This window comes from Reyranella sp., assembly GCF_017305915.1.
Taxonomy (GTDB): Bacteria; Pseudomonadota; Alphaproteobacteria; order Reyranellales; family Reyranellaceae; genus Reyranella.
The window spans coordinates 1-15,897 of the sequence record NZ_JAFKJN010000036.1; the positions used below are offsets into that span (position 1 = coordinate 1).

Genomic DNA, 15,897 nt, shown 5'->3' on the forward strand with positions numbered 1-15,897 from the left:
TCGGGTTTGCGAAGACAACGGCCGGGGCCCAAGCTCCCCAACGACGTGCAGTCTTGGTGCCAGACGGGCTCTCCTGCCGCGCCAGAGGATCGGGTGCGAGCCGATCCTCTGGCGACCGCAGTCTGCACCCATTCCAAGACACAAGGTGCTCCGAAGGAGCGGAGGGGTCAGAGGCCACAGTGAGGCTCATGACCCCTCCGTCCGCTTCGTGGACACCTCCCCAACGCTACGCGTTAGGGAGGAGGATTGAACCCTCAATCGTTGCGGCCGAGCCGCATGTCCAGATCGAACGGATAGAGCGGCCGCTTGACCCGCTCGTACTTGAAGAGCTTGAGGTCCGACGCCGTGCAGCCGTCGCCGTCGCACATCACGATGTGCCTGGCGATCGGCTCGAAGCCGGCGCGGAAATGCTGGCGCGACTTGATCAGCACGTACTTCTTGCGCCGCGGGTCGATGCCGCAATGGGTGAAGACGCCGAGGTCGTAGGGCTCGGCGCGCTTCTCCGAGACCACGATCTGCATCTTGCCGGTGTCGAGCACGGCGGTGCGGCCCATGCGCACCGTGGTGCCGGTCGCCATCGGGCCGGTGACGACGAAGCTGCCGTCGGTGATCGCCTTGACCTTGCCGCTGACCTTGAGCGGCTTGCCCTTGAGCCCCATGGCCGGCATGTCGACCTTGCCGCCAAGCTCGAGCGTCACCTCGTTGCCGACGCCGGCCTTGATCATCTGGTCGACGCAGGCCGGGTCGCAGATCGGGCCGGCGACGGCGTCCTCGAGGCCCTGCTTCATCGCCTCCTCGATCACGCTCATGACGTCCTGCGTGCCGCCCGAGGCGGTGTTGTCGCCATGGTCGGCCATCACCACCGGGCCCTCGGCATAGCCCTTGGCGCGCGCCACCTGGACCGACAGCGGCTCGGGATGGAACAGGAAGCCCTCGCGCTTCTCCCACGCCGTATCGAGGATCCTGTTCAGCAGCACCTCGCCCTCGGCGGTGCGCTTGTCGCAGACGATCGCCGACGACAGGGCGAGGTGAGGGATGTCGGCCTGCGGGAAGCCGCCGAACACCGAGGCGTTCAGCACCTGGCCGGTGTCCTCGGCCTGGTTGGCCATGCCCATCAGGGTCTTCATCGGCTCGCGCGAGGGCGTGTGGACCAGCGAGCTGCTCATGATCGGGCGGGTGCCCCACACGATCTTCGGCTCGATCTCGCCGTCGAGCATGCGCAGCAGGGTGCGGCCGGCGCGGCGAGCGGTGTCGGCCATGTCGATGTGCGGGTAGGTGCGGTAGCCGGTCATGATCGTGGCGCCCTTGATCATCGCCTCGGTCATCTGGGTGTGGAAGTCGAGCGCGACGGCGATCGGCACGTCGGGCGCGATCTTGCGGAGGCGGTTCAAGAGCTCGCCTTCGCCGTCGTCATGGTGCTCGGCGACCATGGCGCCGTGCAGGGCGAGCAGGACGGCATCGCAGCCCTTCCTCACCGCATCGACGATCGCCGTGGTCATCTGCTCGTAGGCGGCCTTGGTGACCAGGCCGGACGGGTGGGCGGACGCGGCCATCGGGACTGTAAATTCGGCGCCGGCCTTGCGGGCGACCTCGATGAACCCGCCGAGGGAGGTGTTGGTGCCCTCCGAGTCCTTGATCGCGGTCGCGCCGGTCAGGGCGCCGTGGCGGGCAAAGGAGTCGATGGGAGTAGGGAGCGGCGAGAACGTGTTGGTCTCGTGCATCATCATCGCAACAACAAACTTCTTCGCCACAGCCAGTCTCCCCTTGAAACGCTCTAACCTATTGAACCTTCTGGATTTGTGTGCGTTGCAGAAAAGCCACACTGTCCGCACATCTGAAAAAATCTGTAAGCATGTGAATTAAAGAGGCTTTTTGCCTCTTGCATTCACTTCGCAGGTGCACCATTGTTTGGGGGCAGCAAACGCCGCCTCGGCGGCCTCTTTGTTTGCTGTATGCCCGTCTTGGGCGTTTCCTCCCTAAACTCGGGCCGTGCTTGTCACGGCCCCTTTTTTTTGCCTGAACGCTTACTCGGCGGCCATTGGACGGGGCAGCAGCGCCTCGAGGGCGCCCTGGCCGATCGCGTCGAGCAGGCCCGCGATCAGCCGCTGGGTGGCGCCGAAGGTCGGCAGCTTGGTGTGCCGGGCCTCGTCCATGTAGAGCGCCCGGTTGATTTCGATCTGCAGGGTGTGGCGGCCGACGGCCGGCCGGCCGTAGCGCTGGGTGGTGAAGCCGCCGGCATAGGGCTGGTTGCGCCGCACCCTGAGACCCTGGGCGGCCAGCCAGCGCTCGACCGCGTCGACCAGGAGCGGCGCGCAGGCCTCGCCGTGATTGTCGCCCAGCACGACGTCGACGCCATGCTCGCGCAGGCTGAGCCCGGAGGCCGAGGACGGCATCGAATGGGCATCGATCAGCAGCACGCCGCCGAACTGGGCATAGGTCTGCTCGATCAGCCCCGACAGCGCCACGTGATAGGGCCGCCAGCAGGTCTCCAGCCGGCGCTCGATCTCGATGGCCGGCACGCGGCCGCGATAGATCGCCTCGCCGCTCGCCGCCACCCGCGGGATCATGCCGAGGCCGGCGGCAACCCGCGTGGTGCGGTGATTGAGCGCGTGCGGCAGCGGCCCCTCGAACATGCCCGGATCGAGCTCATAGGGCTCGCGGTTGGCATCGACGTAGGAGCGCGGGAAACGGGCCGCCAGCAGCGGGATGCCGAGGCCCGGTGCGGAGGCGAACAGCTCGTCGACGAAGGCATCCTCGGCGCGGCGGAGCGCGGTCAGCGGCACGGCGGCCTGGGCCAGGAATTCGGAGGGGTAGAGCGCGCCGCTGTGCGGCGAGGCCACGACCAGGGGCAGCGACTGGCGGTCGGGCAGGCGGCAATCCAGGGAGTCGTGATCGACCGGCGACAAACTCATGAAAATTGTCATACCGCGCGCAGACCGGCCCGTCACTTGTCGCAGTCACTTGCCAACGCGAAAGTGTCATTGTAGACGAACCGCCTTCCGGCGATGGGCGCGTAGCTCAGCGGTAGAGCACTGTCTTGACATGGCAGTGGCCACAGGTTCGATCCCTGTCGCGCCCACCACCGCCGGGGGGAGCCTTAGCCGCTGGACCCCATCCCTTGATCCCGAATTTCTACTCGCTCTACTCCCATGAGTTCGTGCGCGTCGCGTGCTGCGTTCCGCGCACGCGCGTGGCCGACGCCGGATACAATCTCGGCCAGACGCTGCGGCTCGCCAAGCAGGGCGACGACTCTCGCACTGCGATCATGATTTTCCCCGAGCTGGGGCTGTCGTCCTACGCCATCGACGACCTGCTGATGCAGGACGCGCTGCTCGACGAGATCGAAGAATCGGTCGCCAAGGTGGTCGAGGCGTCGAAGAACCTGTTCCCGATCCTGGTGGTCGGCGCGCCGCTGCGGGTGACCGACCGACTGTACAATACCGCGATCGTCATCCATCGCGGCAGGATCCTGGGCGCGGTGCCCAAGATGTACCTGCCGAACTACCGCGAGTTCTACGAGAAGCGGCACTTCGTGTCGGGCGCCAACACGATCACGAGCGAGACCGAGCTGGCAGGGCAGACGGTGCCCTTCGGCACCGACCTGCTGTTCCGCTCGACCGGCTCGGTGCCCGTCACCTTTCACGTGGAGATCTGCGAGGACATCTGGATGCCGGTGCCGCCGTCGAGCCATGCGGCGCTCGCCGGCGCAGAGGTGCTGCTGAACCTCTCGGCCAGCAACATCACCATCGGCAAGGCGGAGATGCGGCGCCTGTTGTGCGGCAGCCAGTCGGCGCGCGCGAGTGCGGCCTACGCCTACTCGGCCTCGGGCCCGGGTGAATCGACGACCGATCTCGCCTGGGACGGCCATGCCGCGCTCTACGAATGCGGCGATCAGCTCGCGGAGTCCGAGCGCTTCGAGAAGGACTCCACGATCGTGTCGGCCGACATCGATCTCGGCCGCATCCGCCAGGAGCGGCTGCGCAACGGCGGCTTCGCCGACTGCGCGGCGCAGGAGAAGGACCGCGTGGCGCGCTTCCGCACCGTGCGGTTCGAGCTCGAGGCGCCGCAGGAGAGCGTGGCGCTGGCGCGGCCGATCGAACGCTTCCCCTATGTGCCGTCCGATCCGGCCAAGCTGCGCGACAATTGCTACGAGGCCTACAACATCCAGGTCCAGGGCCTGGCGCAGCGCCTTCACTCGAGCGGCACCAAGAATGCCGTGATCGGCGTCTCCGGCGGCCTCGATTCGACGCATGCGCTGATCGTGACCTGCCGGGCGATGGACCAGCTCGGCCTGCCGCGGGCGAACGTGAAGGCGTTCACCCTGCCGGGCTTCGGCACGACCGACAAAACCCACAGCAACGCCTGGAAGCTGATGAAGGCGCTGGGCGTCAGCGCCGACGAGATCGACATCAAGCCGGCGGCGAAACAGATGCTGGCCGACATCGGCCATCCCTTCGCCAAGGGCGAGAAGGTCTATGACGTAACCTTCGAGAACGTGCAGGCGGGGTTGCGCACCGATTACCTGTTCCGGCTGGCCAACCAGCATCGCGGCATGGTGGTCGGCACCGGCGATCTCTCCGAGCTCGGGCTCGGCTGGTGCACCTACGGTGTCGGCGATCACATGTCGCACTACAACCCGAACGGCTCGGTGTCGAAGACGCTGATCCAGCACCTGATCCGCTTCGTCGCGGCTTCGGGCGATGTCGACAGGAACACCGCCGACATCCTGCACGACATCCTGAGCACCGAGATCTCGCCCGAGCTGATCCCCGGCGACAACGGCGCGGTGCAGGCGACCGAGAGCTTCGTCGGCCCCTATGCTCTGCAGGATTTCAACCTGTTCTATCTGACACGGCTCGGCTACCGGCCGTCGAAGATCGCCTTCCTCGCCTGGAATGCCTGGCACGACGCCAGGAAGGGCGCATGGCCCGCGAACGTCCCCGATACGGCGCAGCGCGCCTATTCGATGGAAGAGATCCATCGCTGGCTCGAGCTGTTCCTCAAGCGCTTCTTCGGCAACCAGTTCAAACGCTCGGCGTTGCCCAATGGACCGAAGATATCGTCGGGCGGTTCGCTGTCGCCGCGCGGCGATTGGCGTGCGCCCTCGGACGGCAGCCCCGATGTCTGGTTGGCAGAGCTGAAGGCGTCCGTCCCCGCCAAGTAGGAAGGGTGATGCTCGGGTTCGACGTGCAGGACGTCGACGCCGAGCGCGAGAAAGCCGACCTGGTCGGCGAGGGGCTGTCGCAGTTCGGATTTTCGTGTGTCGAATTCGAAATCAATCGCCTCTGAGCGCGAGCGTTAGTACAAATACCGCATCGGACCGGGAGGGAATGCCGATGCCGCTCAAGATGAAGAAGACCGTGCAGCAGATGGTCGACGAGGCCAGCGCCGAGATCGAGACCGTGCCGGTTGCCGACGCGATCAAGCTGGTCGGCCAGCCGGGCGTCACCTTCATCGACATCCGAGATCCGCGCGAGCTGTGGCGCGACGGCAGCATCCCGGGCGCGATCAACGTCACGCGCGGCATGCTCGAGATGTGGATCGATCCCGAGAGCCCGTACGCCAAGGACTACTTCCAGAGCGGCAACAAGTTCATCTTCTTCTGCGCCGGCGCCTGGCGCTCGGCGCTCGCGACCAAGACGGCGCAGGACATGGGCCTGATGCCGGTCGCACATCTCGAAGGCGGCCTCGGCGCCTGGAAGAAGGCGGGCGGCCCCGTGGCGAAGGTCGAGCCGAAGAAGTAAGGCGATGGCGCCCGACGCACTGCCCGGCGAACTCCTGGTGCCGCAGCCGACGCTCGCGGATTTTCCCGACTTCGTCTCCATTCCCGTCCGCATCGCGCGCCACGCCGAGGCCTGGCCGGACAGGCGCGCCGTGGTATGCGAGGGCAAGACCCGCACCTGGCGCGAGCTCGACCACCGCATCAACAAGATCGCCCGCACCCTCGCCGGCATGGGCATCGGCAAGGGCGACAAGATCGCGATCCTCGCCGGCAACTCGGTCGAGTATGTCGAGACCTTCATGGGCGGCCTGCGCGCCGGCGCCTGCGTCGTGCCGCTCTCGACCATGGCGGCGGCCGACGCGCTCGAGAAGATGCTCGACGATTGCGATGCCAAGCTGCTGTTTCTGTCCGACCAGTACCGCGCGCTGGTCGAGCCCTACGATGCGCGCCTCGGCAAGCTGATCCCCGGCGGCCGCATCGCCTACGACTTCGAGCGGCCGGGCTGGCACGACTTCGAGACCTGGCTCGCCGGGGCGAGCGACCTGCCGTTCGAGCTGCCGATCGAGCAGCTCGACGACTTCAACATCATCTATTCCTCGGGCACGACCGGCCTACCCAAGGGCATCCTGCACACCCATGCCATGCGCGACCTGCTGGCGGTGCGGTTCACGGCCTTCGACTACGATCCGGAGTCGATCTCGCTCGCCTCGACGCCGCTCTATTCCAACACCACGTTGGTCGCGGTGCTGGCGACCCTGGGTGTCGGCGGCACGACCATCCTGATGCCCAAGTCGGACGTGGTGAAGTTCCTGGAGATCGCCCAGAAGGAGCGGGTGACCCACGCCATGCTGGTGCCGGTGCAGTACCAGCGCATCCTGGCGTATCCGGACTTCGACAAGTACGACCTCAGCTCCTTCAAGTGCAAGCTGTCGACCAGCGCGCCGCTGCGCGCCCATATCAAGGCCGATGCGGTGAAGCGCTGGCCGGGCCGGCTGATCGAGATCTATGGTCTGACCGAAGGCGGCGGCTCCTGCACGCTCGAGGCCAACCTTCATCCCGACAAGCTCCATACCGTCGGCAAGCCCGGCCTCGGTGCCGAGATCGTGGTGCTGGACGAGCAGGGCAAGGTGCTGCAGCAGGGCTGTATCGGCGAGCTGGCCGGCCGGGCCCAGGCCATGATGAAGGGCTATTACAAGCAGGACGACAAGACGCGCGAGCTGTTCTGGTACGACGACCAGGGGCGGCTCTACTTCAAGTCCGGCGACATGGGCCGCATCGACGAGGACGGCTTCGTCATCCTGCTCGACCGCAAGAAGGACATGATCATTTCCGGCGGCTTCAACGTCTATGCCGCCGACATCGAGGTGCTGCTGCTGAAGCATTCCGACGTCGTCGACGTCGCGGTGATCGGCATCCCGAGCGAGCAGTGGGGCGAGTCGCCGCTGGCGCTCTGCGTGCGCCGCGACGGCGCCAGCGTGACCGAAGCCGAGGTCATGGCCTGGACCAACGACCAGCTCAGCAAGACCCAGAGGCTGGTCGGCGTCGAGTTCCGCGACTCGCTTCCGCGCAGCACCATCGGCAAGATCATGAAGCGCGAGCTGCGCGAGCCCTACTGGGCCGGCCGCAGCGCCCGCATTTGAGGCCCTTGATGAGCAAAGCCGAGCTCCGTTCCAACCATCTCTTCACTTTGTCGTTGACGGTCGATCCCAACATGACCGACGTCGGCGAGACGCCGTACGGCCGCCGCCGCATCGCCGCCGTCACCGGCGGCACCTTCGAGGGCGAGGAGATCCGCGGCACCGTGCTGCCGGCGCCGGCCGGCGACTGGCTGCTGCTGCGGCGCGACGGCATCCTGATGCTGAACGTGCGGCTGACGCTCAAGACCGACGACGGCCACCTGATCTACATGCGCTACGAGGGCATGCGGCACGGCCCGCAATGGGTGATCGAGGCGCTCAACAAGGGCGAGAAGGTCGACCCGAACCAGTATTACTTCCGCACCACGCCGTGGTTCGAGACGGCGTCGGAGAAGTACCGCTTCCTCAACCGCATCGTCTGCGTCGCCACCGGGCGGCGCGATCCGAGCGGGCCGGTCTACGAGGTCTTCCACATCCTGTGAGCACGATCGTTCCTGCCGGCGCGCCCTGGTCGGGCATCGTCCACCGGGGCCAGGTGCTGCGGATCACCGACCTCGAGGGCCAGCAGGCGGTCGACTTCCTCTGCTACAACGCGGCGGACCCGCAGGAGCGCTATCACGCGCCCAACACGCTGAAGGCCGCCGGCACGATCTTCCTGACTGCCGGCCACAAGCTCTATTCCGATGTCGCGCGGCCGATCTTCACCATCGTCGAGGACCAGTTCGGCGGCCACGATACGATCGGCGGCTGCTGCAGCGCACCATCGAACGAGATGCTCTACGGTGTGAAGAACTGCCCCGGCTGCCGCGAGAATTTCCTGGCGGCGCTGTCGCGGCACGGCCTCGGCCGCAAGGACATCGTGCCCAACATCAACTGGTTCATGCGCGTGCCGGTGACGGCGGAGGGTGGCGCGGCGATTGCTTCGGGAGTCTCGCCGCCGGGCTGCCAGGTGGCGCTGCGGGCCGAGATGGATGCGCTGGCGGTGATCTCGAACTGCCCACAGGTCAACAATCCGTGCAACGGCTTCAAGCCGACAGCGATCCGGGTGGAGATCGCCGGCCAAGGGTAGTGAAGAGGGGAGGAGGATCGATGGAGACCATTCCCGCCCGCCGCGGCAAGGCGGCCTACGTGAAGCAGGGACAGTCGATCCGCATCGTCAACACGCACGGCAGCCAGGTGGTCGATACCTGGGCCTTCACCGCCGGCATGCTGACTGAGTTCATGTCGATGGAGCATACGCGGGCGACGATCACCAGGATGATCCCGCGGCCGGGCGACGGGCTCTACACCAACCGCCGCCGCAGGATCCTGACCATGACCGCGGACACCAGCCTCGGCGCCCACGACACGCTGATGGCCGCCTGCGACAGCGAACGCTACATCCTGCTCGGCGTGAAAGAGTACCACGACAACTGCACCGACAACCTGTTCGCCGCCATGCAGAGCCTTGGCCTCGTGCCGCCGGAATGCCCGAGCCCGCTCAATCTCTTCATGAACATTCCGTGGACGCCGACCGGGGCGCTGTCGTTCGATCCGCCGACCAGCAAGCCCGGCGATGCCGTCACCTTGCGCGCCGAGCTCGACTGCATCGTCGCCCTGTCGGCTTGCCCGCAGGACATCCTGCCGATCAACGGCACGAGCGGCCAGCCGAACGAGGCGCACTACGAGATCATCGGCTGATCTTGTCGAGCACCGGCAGGATGTATTTGCGGAACTGGGCCGGGTTCTCGCTCATCGGGAAGTGGCCGACCTCCTTCATGATCGTCACCTCGACGCCCGGGATCTGCTTGGCGGTGCGCAGCGTGTCCTCGGGCGTGCAGGAGAAGTCGTACTCGCCGGTCAGCAGGTAGAGCGGGCAGACCCTGGTATCGATCGTCTTGACCTTCTCGCGCAGGTCGCCGTCGACGCGATAGAAGTAGAGATCGCCTTTGAAGATGCCGGGGCCGCCCTGCATGTACATCCACAGCGTCTCGTGGCGGCTCACTGCCGGGCTCTGCGGCGCGACCAGGCCCGAGACCAGCGCGGCGCAGACCTCGCCGCCATGAACGTCGGGCCGGTGCAGCCAGGCGGTGTCGTACCAGGGCTGCTGGAAATCGGCGGCCTCGAGCGCGATCAGGGCGCGGAACTCCGCGGCATGCGCGATCGCGAGATTGAGCACGATGCGGCCGCCGATCGAGCAGCCCATGACGACCGGCTTGTCGAGCTCCAGGGCCTGGCAGAAGGCGCGGATCGCGGCGGTGTAGGACTGCGTGGTGAGGCGGTATTCGCCGCGTTCCCAGCCGTCCGGCGGCGTCGACTTGCCGTGCCACGGCAGGTCGAAAGCGAGCACGCGGAAGCGGCTCGTGATCTCGGGATCGGCCATCAGGTGGCGGTACTGGCGGTTGTCGGCGCCGGCGGTGTGCAGGCAGACCAGCGGGATGCCCCCTCCGTCCTTGGGTCCGGCCTCTTCGAAGTAGACGCGGTGCGGCACGCCATCGATCTCGAGCCGCACGTAGCGGCCGACCATGGGCTCCAGTGCGGGCGCCATCAGACGGCCTCCCGGCGCGGCAGGGCGAGCAGGTCCTTGAAGTACTGCAGGTTCTGCAGCAGCGGCCGCAGGTCGCCGTCCATCGAGGCCGCGCCGCGCTTGGTCAGGGCGAAGAGGTCGTGCCAGCCGGGCTCGGGGATCGGCTTCCAATAGTTGGTCCAGGCCTCGTCGGTGGCGCGATAGGAGAAGGCCGTGGATCGCATCAGCCGGGCGCCGCGGTCGAGCGCGGTGAGGGCGCCTTCGCGGATCGACAGGAAGAACGGTTCGCTCCCGACATCGACGCGGCAGTCGACGGCGAGCCAGCGGCCGCGGCGGATCAGGTCGGTGTCGGCGGGGAGGAGGTCGGTCAGGCGCGCGAAGCGGTCGGCAGGCGTCATTCCTGCAGAATGTACTCGATCGTCGATCCGTCGAAAGCGGTGAATGTCCCCTTGATCCAGCGGCCCTTGGCGTCGAACCACTGCTCCATCTTCAGGTCGCCGGTGTAGCGATAGCGCGTGGTCTCGACGCTGCCGGATGGCAGCCGCACCATCTCCTGGCCGGCCGGCGTCACTTGCACGTGGGCGATCTTGCCGTTCTCGGTGTTGAGCAGCGAGGACTGCTTCACCTGCCCGAAATTCCAGCCGCTGGTCGGCAGGAGATTGCCGGGCAGCACCTGCCGGCTGGCGTCCGGCCCCTGGTAGCCCTGGTCGAGCGCTGCGCTCGCCGTCGGGGCCGGCGCCGTGCGATCGACCACCAGCTCACCGCCACGCCGCTCGGCCGCTACCGTGAACCGCTTGCCGTTGTCGTCGGTCTGGGCCTGCAGCGCCTGCAGCTGATCGCCGTTCCATTCCTCTTGGCCGCGATGGCTGTAGCGGTAGGCCGCGACGCCGAGTGCCTTCACCTCGACCTGGCAGTCGACGGTGACGACCTTCAGCGGTCCGCTGTGCCCGAACGTGACCGTGTGCCGGCCGATCGGCTGACCGTCGCGATAGATGGCGTAGGTGATCTTGGACGGATATGGGTCTGCCGCAAAGGCCACCGGGCCTGCCAACAGCAGGGCGACTGTCAAAACAATCAGTCGCAGCATTCCGGAACGACCCTCCAACACCACAGACGCGCCTCAGGGTTCAGACGACGCGGTCGGCCCTCAGCTTTTCGATAACGGCTGCCTCGTAGCCGAGTTCCCGAAGAATCTGATCGGTGTGCTCGCCGAGCTTGGGCGCGCGGCGGCGGATGCTCAGCGGCGTGCGCGAGAGCTTCACCGGCTCCTGCAGCACGGGCACGGGCTTGGCCGCGCCGGGGAAGTCCATCGAATGGAAGAAGCCCGCCTCGTTGACGTGGCGGTCGTCGAGCGCCTGCTGCGGCGTGTAGACGGCGCCGGCCGGGATGCGGTTGGCCTCCAGCAGCGCCAGCGCCTCGGCCACGGTACGGCCATCGCACCACTTCTGCATGATCGCCGACAGCGCCTCGCCGTTGTCACCACGGGCCAAATCGTCCTTGAAGCGCGGGTCGGCGGTGAGATCCTCGTTGCCCATCAGGCGGCACCAGCGCACGAACAGCGGCTGGCCGATGGTCATGGCGTAGATCCAGCCGTCCTTGCACTTGAAGGTGTCGGACGGGCCGGCGGTGAAGCCGCGGTTGAGGGTGGCGATGCGGTCGAGGCTGAGCATCGCCTGCTCGATCAGATGGCTGTTGGTGATGTTGATGGCGGTGCGCAGCAGTGCGGTTTCGACCTTCTGGCCCTTGCCGGTCTTGGCGCGGTCCATCAGGGCGGCCAGCACGCCGACGGTGCTGAGCAGGGCCGAGCCGAAATCGACGTAGGGCGCGTTGGCGCGGGTCGGCACCTTGCCGTCGCCCGAGAGGTGCATGGCCCCCGACATCGCCTGGCCGATCGTGTCGAAGCCGACGCGGGTGGCGTAGGGACCTTCCGAGCCGAAGGTCGAGTTGGTGGCGAGGATGATGCGCGGGTTGATCGCTGAGATGGTGTCGTAGTCGATGCCCATCTTCCTGAGGTCTTCGTAGGGCAGGTTGGCGATCACCACGTCGGACACGGCGACCAGCTTCTGCACCACCTCGCGGCCGGCGGGCTTCACCGGGTTCAGAGTCATGCCGAGCTTGTTGCGGCCCATCTGGAGGAACATCGCGCCTTCGCCGCCGTCGGCGACCGGCGTGACCCAGCGGTCCTCGCTGCCCTCGAGCTTCTCGATGCGGATCACCTCGGCGCCGAGGTCGCCCAGCATGGTGCCGCAGAAGGGCCCGGCGATGTACCGACCGAAATCGAGGACGCGAATTCCTTCCAGCACGCCAGGCATCGGACGCTCGCTAACCGTTCAGTCGAAGAACTTGTTGGGCTTCAGGAACACCGCCAGCATCAGGCAGCCTTCCTTGGTCCAGGCGTCGTGCCGGCTGCCGGCGCGGCGCCAGACATAGTTGCCGGCGGTGCAGGTGCCGGCATGGTCGGAGAAGGAGCCCGACAGCACGTAGGTCTGCTCGATCTCGACATGCTCGTGCAGCGGCAGGCGGGCGCCCGGCGCCCAGCGCATCAGCAGGGTGGCGAGGCCGGTCTCCGCGTTCTCCATCAGGGTCTTGGCCTCGACCCCGGGGAAGCGGGTCTTCACCCACGGCACATTGTCGATATCGACGTAGGTCGAGTCGGGGATCAAGCCTCCGAGTGGCATGGTCTCGGCGTTCATGCGGCGGCCTTCTGGGCGGCTTTCGCCTTGGCGGCCTTGAGCGTGCCGCCGCGCATTACATGACCGGGCAGCAGGCGGCCGACGACTTCTTCGGCGATCTTGGCGGTTTCGATCAGCTTGTCGATGTCGAGGCCGGTCTCCACGCCCATCTCCTCGCACATGAAGGCGAAGTCCTCGGTGCAGATGTTGCCGGCCGCGCCGTCGGTCGCTGCGAACGGACAGCCGCCCAAGCCGGCGATCGAGGCGTCGAACTGGGTGACGCCAAGCTGCAGGCCGGCGTAGGCCGCCGCCATGCCGGTGCCGCGGGTGTCGTGCAGGTGCAGCGAGACCTCGAGTTCCGGCCACTTGGTCCGGATCGCGCCGATCAGGCGATAGACCGATGCCGGCGTTGCCCAGCCCATGGCGTCGGTGAGCTTGATGCCCTTGAGCCTGAAGCCCGCCAGCTCGGCCTCGTCGAGCGCCTGCTGGACGCGATGCAGGATCAGCTCGGTCGACAGCTCGCCCTCGTAGTTGCAGCCGAAGGCGCCGAGGATGATGCCCCATTCGACCGGCATGCCGCGGTCCTTGAAGGTCTTGAGCGACATCCGCTGCTCGACCAGGGCATCGGCAACCGCCTTGCCGATGTTCCTCTTGGAGAAGGTGTCGGAGGCGGTGACCCGCACGCCGCCGTCGACGTGCAGGGGGCCGCGCAGCGCGCGCTCGAGGCCCTGCTGGTTGAGCCACAGGGCGCTGTACTCGATGCCCGGCTTCTGCCGGATCGCCTGCGCCACTTCCTCGGCGTCGGCCATGGTCGGCACGCGCTTGGGGTTGACGTAGGAGACGCAGGCGATGTGCTTGAGCCCGGTCTCGGCAAGTGCCTCGATGAGGCGGACCTTGTCCGCGACCGGGATCATCTTCTTCTCCGACTGGAAACCCTCGCGAGGGCCTTCCTCGGAGATGCTCACACGCTTGGGCAGGTCGGACATCCGCTACTCCTTCGTGGGCGTCAGCCCTCTTCCTGGAACGCTTCCTCGCGTGCCTTCTTGATGCTCGGCAGGGCCATCAGCACCAGCAGGATCGCGGTGGCGATCAGCAGGCCGAGACTGATCGGCCGTTGGATGAAGACCATCGGGTCGCCGCGCGACAGTAGCATGGCGCGCCGGAAATACTCCTCCATCTGCGGTCCGAGCACGAGGCCCAGCAGGAACGGCGCTCCCTCGCAGCCGAGTCGCACGAAGATGTAGCCGAGCACGCCGAAGATCGCGACCTGCACGACGTGGAACGTGCTGTTCTGCAGGCTGTAGGCGCCGATGCAGCAGAACAGCAGGATCGCCGGGGCCAGGAAGCGGTAGGGCACCGTCAGCAGCTTCACCCACATGCCGATCATCGGCAGGTTGATGATGACCAGCATCAGGTTGCCGATCCACATCGAGGCGATCATGCCCCAGAACAGGTCCGGCTTCTTGGTCATGACCTCGGGGCCGGGCTGGATGCCCTGGATGATCATGGCGCCGACCATCAGCGCCATCACGGCGTTGGACGGGATGCCGAGCGTCAGCATCGGGATGAACGATGTCTGCGCCGCGGCGTTGTTGGCGGCTTCCGGCGCCGCCACGCCCTCGACCGCGCCCTTGCCGAAGATCTGCGGCGTCTTGGAGAGCTTCTTCTCCAGCGTATAGGCCGAGAAGGCGCCGAGAGTCGGGCCGCCGCCGGGCAGCACGCCCAGGATCGAGCCGAGCGCCGTGCCGCGCACGACGGCAGGCCAGGCGCGACGGGCTTCGTCGCGGGTCGGCCAGAGCGACGTCACCTTGATCGCGCCGGAGCGCGACATTCGTCGTTCGAGGTTGACCACGATCTCGGCGATGCCGAACAGGCCCATGGCGATCGGCGCGAAGTCGATGCCGTCCGAAAGCTCGGGGATGTCGAAGGTGAAGCGCTGGGCGCCGGTGTTCACGTCGGTGCCGACCAGGCCGAACAGCAGGCCGAGGAACACCATGGCGATCGCCTTGAGCACCGAGCCGCTGGCCAGCACGACGGCCGCCACGAGCCCCAGGGCCATCAGCGAGCAGTAATCGGCGGGGCCGAATTTCTGCGCCATGCGCGTCAGCGGCTCGGCGAAGATCACGATGATGATCGTGCCTACCGTGCCCGCGAAGAACGAGCCGAGGGCCGAGATCGACAGCGCCGCACCGGCGCGGCCGTTGCGGGCCATCTGATAGCCGTCGAGGCAGGTCACCACGGACGATGCTTCGCCCGGCAGGTTGACCAGGATCGAGGTCGTCGAGCCGCCGTACTGCGCGCCGTAATAGATGCCGGCCAGCATGATCAGCGCCGCGGTCGGCGGCAGGTGGAAGGTGATCGGCAGCAGCATGGCGATGGTCGCCACCGGGCCGATGCCGGGCAGAACGCCGATCAGCGTGCCGACCATGCAGCCGACCAGCGCATAGAGCAGGTTCTGGAAGCTGAGCGCGACGCCGAGGCCGAGGCTGAGGTTGTGCAGCAGGTCCATCTCACCAGACTCCGCGGATGACGGAGATGTTCATGCTGAGGCCGACCTTGAACACGATGATACAGAGGATCGCCAACACGACCATGTTCAGGAGCACTTCCGTGAGCTTGAACTCGTCGCCACCCAGTGAGGCGATCAGGATCAGCACGATCAGCGCCGGGATCAGGCCGGCCGATTCGAACAGCAGGGCGAAACAGACGATGCCGATCGTCACCATGGTGATCGGCTTCCACTTCGGCGCCTCGGTGATCTCGCCCGGCGTCAGCAGCGCCACCACGACGATGATGCCGCCCAGCGCCATCATGATGTAGGCGAGCATGTGCGGCACGTAACCCGGGCCCATGCGCACCGTGGTGCCCATTGCCAGATGGCGTCCAAACCAAAGGGCCGTAAGCCCGAAGGCGATGAACATCACCCCGGACAAGAAGTCCTTGCTTAGCAATCGGCTCAACGATGCCTCCCCAACGCAGACACGTTATCGAGATTTTGGGCCCAGAACGCCGGGCCAACAGTCCCAATAAACACGATTCGTCCGCTCAGCCCAAGCCCCAATCTCACGACCGCATCAGAATGCGGACGGCGATGGCGCGCACAGGCAGAGTGCGAACGCCTGTCGCAATAGCATGACCGGAACCCGAGTCGGCCAGCGCTCGGCAATGGGCGCGACAAAGAGCGCGGGGAAAGAGCGCGCCACGCAAAACAAGGCGGCGAGGACCGCCTCGAAGCGAACGGCGGCGACGCTCGCGGAAGCCGAGCGGAGCATCCCGACAGACGACGCGTGAGAACGAGACGCGGGGCGCAAGGCCGGTACGGAACGGCAGACCACGGCGCGTCCGCGATGACGCGGACCG

16 protein-coding genes and 1 tRNA gene are annotated in these 15,897 nt (G+C 66.7%); 7 read left to right on the top strand and 10 right to left on the bottom strand.

What is annotated here, in order from left to right:
• Positions 1-254 precede the first annotated feature (254 nt).
• Together J0J01_RS28770 and J0J01_RS28775 are read right to left on the bottom strand one after the other, a co-directional pair.
• Complete coding sequence (locus J0J01_RS28770) at positions 255-1,751, bottom strand: M81 family metallopeptidase (RefSeq protein WP_296387064.1); 1,497 nt, start codon at positions 1,749-1,751, stop codon at positions 255-257.
• A gap of 273 nt (positions 1,752-2,024) precedes the next feature.
• The gene (locus J0J01_RS28775) at positions 2,025-2,912 is read right to left on the bottom strand and encodes an N-formylglutamate amidohydrolase (RefSeq protein WP_296387065.1); all 888 of its coding nucleotides are present in this window, start codon (positions 2,910-2,912) and stop codon (positions 2,025-2,027) included.
• A 95-nt stretch (positions 2,913-3,007) separates the two neighbouring features.
• Between J0J01_RS28775 and J0J01_RS28780 the strand changes: the two genes are divergently transcribed.
• From J0J01_RS28780 to J0J01_RS28810, 7 genes are all read left to right on the top strand, one after another.
• Positions 3,008-3,082: transfer RNA gene (locus tag J0J01_RS28780), tRNA-Val, on the top strand.
• 39 nt (positions 3,083-3,121) lie between these two features.
• On the top strand, positions 3,122-5,164 hold the full coding sequence (locus J0J01_RS28785; protein ID WP_296387125.1) for an NAD(+) synthase: 2,043 nt from the start codon (positions 3,122-3,124) through the stop codon (positions 5,162-5,164).
• A 172-nt stretch (positions 5,165-5,336) separates the two neighbouring features.
• Positions 5,337-5,744 (top strand): rhodanese-like domain-containing protein, encoded by a 408-nt coding sequence (locus J0J01_RS28790; RefSeq protein WP_296387066.1) that lies wholly within the window; start codon positions 5,337-5,339, stop codon positions 5,742-5,744.
• Between the two features lie 4 nt (positions 5,745-5,748).
• Positions 5,749-7,362 carry a class I adenylate-forming enzyme family protein gene (locus J0J01_RS28795; RefSeq protein ID WP_296387067.1) on the top strand — a complete coding sequence of 538 codons (1,614 nt, stop codon included), beginning with the start codon at positions 5,749-5,751 and terminating at the stop codon, positions 7,360-7,362.
• Positions 7,363-7,370: 8 nt separating this feature from the next.
• On the top strand, positions 7,371-7,841 hold the full coding sequence (locus J0J01_RS28800) for a DUF3237 domain-containing protein (RefSeq protein ID WP_296387068.1): 471 nt from the start codon (positions 7,371-7,373) through the stop codon (positions 7,839-7,841).
• Positions 7,838-8,428, top strand: a complete 591-nt coding sequence (locus J0J01_RS28805) for a DUF1989 domain-containing protein (RefSeq protein WP_296387069.1) — start codon at positions 7,838-7,840, stop codon at positions 8,426-8,428. Before J0J01_RS28800 ends, J0J01_RS28805 begins: the two co-directional genes overlap by 4 nt.
• A 20-nt stretch (positions 8,429-8,448) precedes the next feature.
• Positions 8,449-9,039 carry an urea carboxylase-associated family protein gene (locus J0J01_RS28810; RefSeq protein WP_296387070.1) on the top strand — a complete coding sequence of 197 codons (591 nt, stop codon included), beginning with the start codon at positions 8,449-8,451 and terminating at the stop codon, positions 9,037-9,039.
• Here the strand turns inward: J0J01_RS28810 and J0J01_RS28815 are convergent.
• Genes J0J01_RS28815 through J0J01_RS28850 form a run of 8 tightly spaced genes read right to left on the bottom strand, consistent with a single transcriptional unit; the run spans position 9,029 to position 15,497 of the window.
• Complete coding sequence (locus J0J01_RS28815; RefSeq protein ID WP_296387071.1) at positions 9,029-9,886, bottom strand: alpha/beta hydrolase; 858 nt, start codon at positions 9,884-9,886, stop codon at positions 9,029-9,031. The genes J0J01_RS28810 and J0J01_RS28815 overlap by 11 nt on opposite strands.
• Positions 9,886-10,263 (bottom strand): hypothetical protein, encoded by a 378-nt coding sequence (locus J0J01_RS28820; RefSeq protein ID WP_296387072.1) that lies wholly within the window; start codon positions 10,261-10,263, stop codon positions 9,886-9,888. Before J0J01_RS28820 ends, J0J01_RS28815 begins: the two co-directional genes overlap by 1 nt.
• Positions 10,260-10,952 (bottom strand): DUF6134 family protein, encoded by a 693-nt coding sequence (locus J0J01_RS28825; RefSeq protein WP_296387073.1) that lies wholly within the window; start codon positions 10,950-10,952, stop codon positions 10,260-10,262. Before J0J01_RS28825 ends, J0J01_RS28820 begins: the two co-directional genes overlap by 4 nt.
• Positions 10,953-10,992: 40 nt before the next feature.
• Positions 10,993-12,177 carry a CoA transferase gene (locus J0J01_RS28830; protein ID WP_296387074.1) on the bottom strand — a complete coding sequence of 395 codons (1,185 nt, stop codon included), beginning with the start codon at positions 12,175-12,177 and terminating at the stop codon, positions 10,993-10,995.
• Positions 12,178-12,195: 18 nt separating this feature from the next.
• On the bottom strand, positions 12,196-12,558 hold the full coding sequence (locus J0J01_RS28835; RefSeq protein WP_296387075.1) for a cupin domain-containing protein: 363 nt from the start codon (positions 12,556-12,558) through the stop codon (positions 12,196-12,198).
• On the bottom strand, positions 12,555-13,523 hold the full coding sequence (locus tag J0J01_RS28840; RefSeq protein WP_296387076.1) for a hydroxymethylglutaryl-CoA lyase: 969 nt from the start codon (positions 13,521-13,523) through the stop codon (positions 12,555-12,557). The genes J0J01_RS28835 and J0J01_RS28840 overlap by 4 nt, the downstream gene beginning before the upstream one ends.
• Positions 13,524-13,543: 20 nt before the next feature.
• Positions 13,544-15,046 (bottom strand): tripartite tricarboxylate transporter permease, encoded by a 1,503-nt coding sequence (locus J0J01_RS28845; protein WP_296387077.1) that lies wholly within the window; start codon positions 15,044-15,046, stop codon positions 13,544-13,546.
• A gap of 1 nt (position 15,047) precedes the next feature.
• Positions 15,048-15,497 carry a tripartite tricarboxylate transporter TctB family protein gene (locus J0J01_RS28850; RefSeq protein WP_296387078.1) on the bottom strand — a complete coding sequence of 150 codons (450 nt, stop codon included), beginning with the start codon at positions 15,495-15,497 and terminating at the stop codon, positions 15,048-15,050.
• Between the last annotated feature and the right edge of the window lie 400 nt (positions 15,498-15,897).

Bases quoted from the DNA above. Each gene is read 5' to 3' on its own strand.
- J0J01_RS28815 (WP_296387071.1), bottom strand. From the start codon at position 9,886: ATGGCGCCCGCACTGGAGCCCATGGTCGGCCGCTACGTGCGGCTCGAG.
- J0J01_RS28820 (WP_296387072.1), bottom strand. From the start codon at position 10,263: ATGACGCCTGCCGACCGCTTCGCGCGCCTGACCGACCTCCTCCCCGCC.
- J0J01_RS28810 (WP_296387070.1), top strand. From the start codon at position 8,449: ATGGAGACCATTCCCGCCCGCCGCGGCAAGGCGGCCTACGTGAAGCAG.
- J0J01_RS28790 (WP_296387066.1), top strand. From the start codon at position 5,337: ATGCCGCTCAAGATGAAGAAGACCGTGCAGCAGATGGTCGACGAGGCC.
- J0J01_RS28800 (WP_296387068.1), top strand. From the start codon at position 7,371: ATGAGCAAAGCCGAGCTCCGTTCCAACCATCTCTTCACTTTGTCGTTG.
- J0J01_RS28835 (WP_296387075.1), bottom strand. From the start codon at position 12,558: ATGAACGCCGAGACCATGCCACTCGGAGGCTTGATCCCCGACTCGACC.
- J0J01_RS28830 (WP_296387074.1), bottom strand. From the start codon at position 12,177: ATGCCTGGCGTGCTGGAAGGAATTCGCGTCCTCGATTTCGGTCGGTAC.
- J0J01_RS28775 (WP_296387065.1), bottom strand. From the start codon at position 2,912: ATGAGTTTGTCGCCGGTCGATCACGACTCCCTGGATTGCCGCCTGCCC.
- J0J01_RS28825 (WP_296387073.1), bottom strand. From the start codon at position 10,952: ATGCTGCGACTGATTGTTTTGACAGTCGCCCTGCTGTTGGCAGGCCCG.
- J0J01_RS28795 (WP_296387067.1), top strand. From the start codon at position 5,749: ATGGCGCCCGACGCACTGCCCGGCGAACTCCTGGTGCCGCAGCCGACG.
- J0J01_RS28840 (WP_296387076.1), bottom strand. From the start codon at position 13,523: ATGTCCGACCTGCCCAAGCGTGTGAGCATCTCCGAGGAAGGCCCTCGC.
- J0J01_RS28845 (WP_296387077.1), bottom strand. From the start codon at position 15,046: ATGGACCTGCTGCACAACCTCAGCCTCGGCCTCGGCGTCGCGCTCAGC.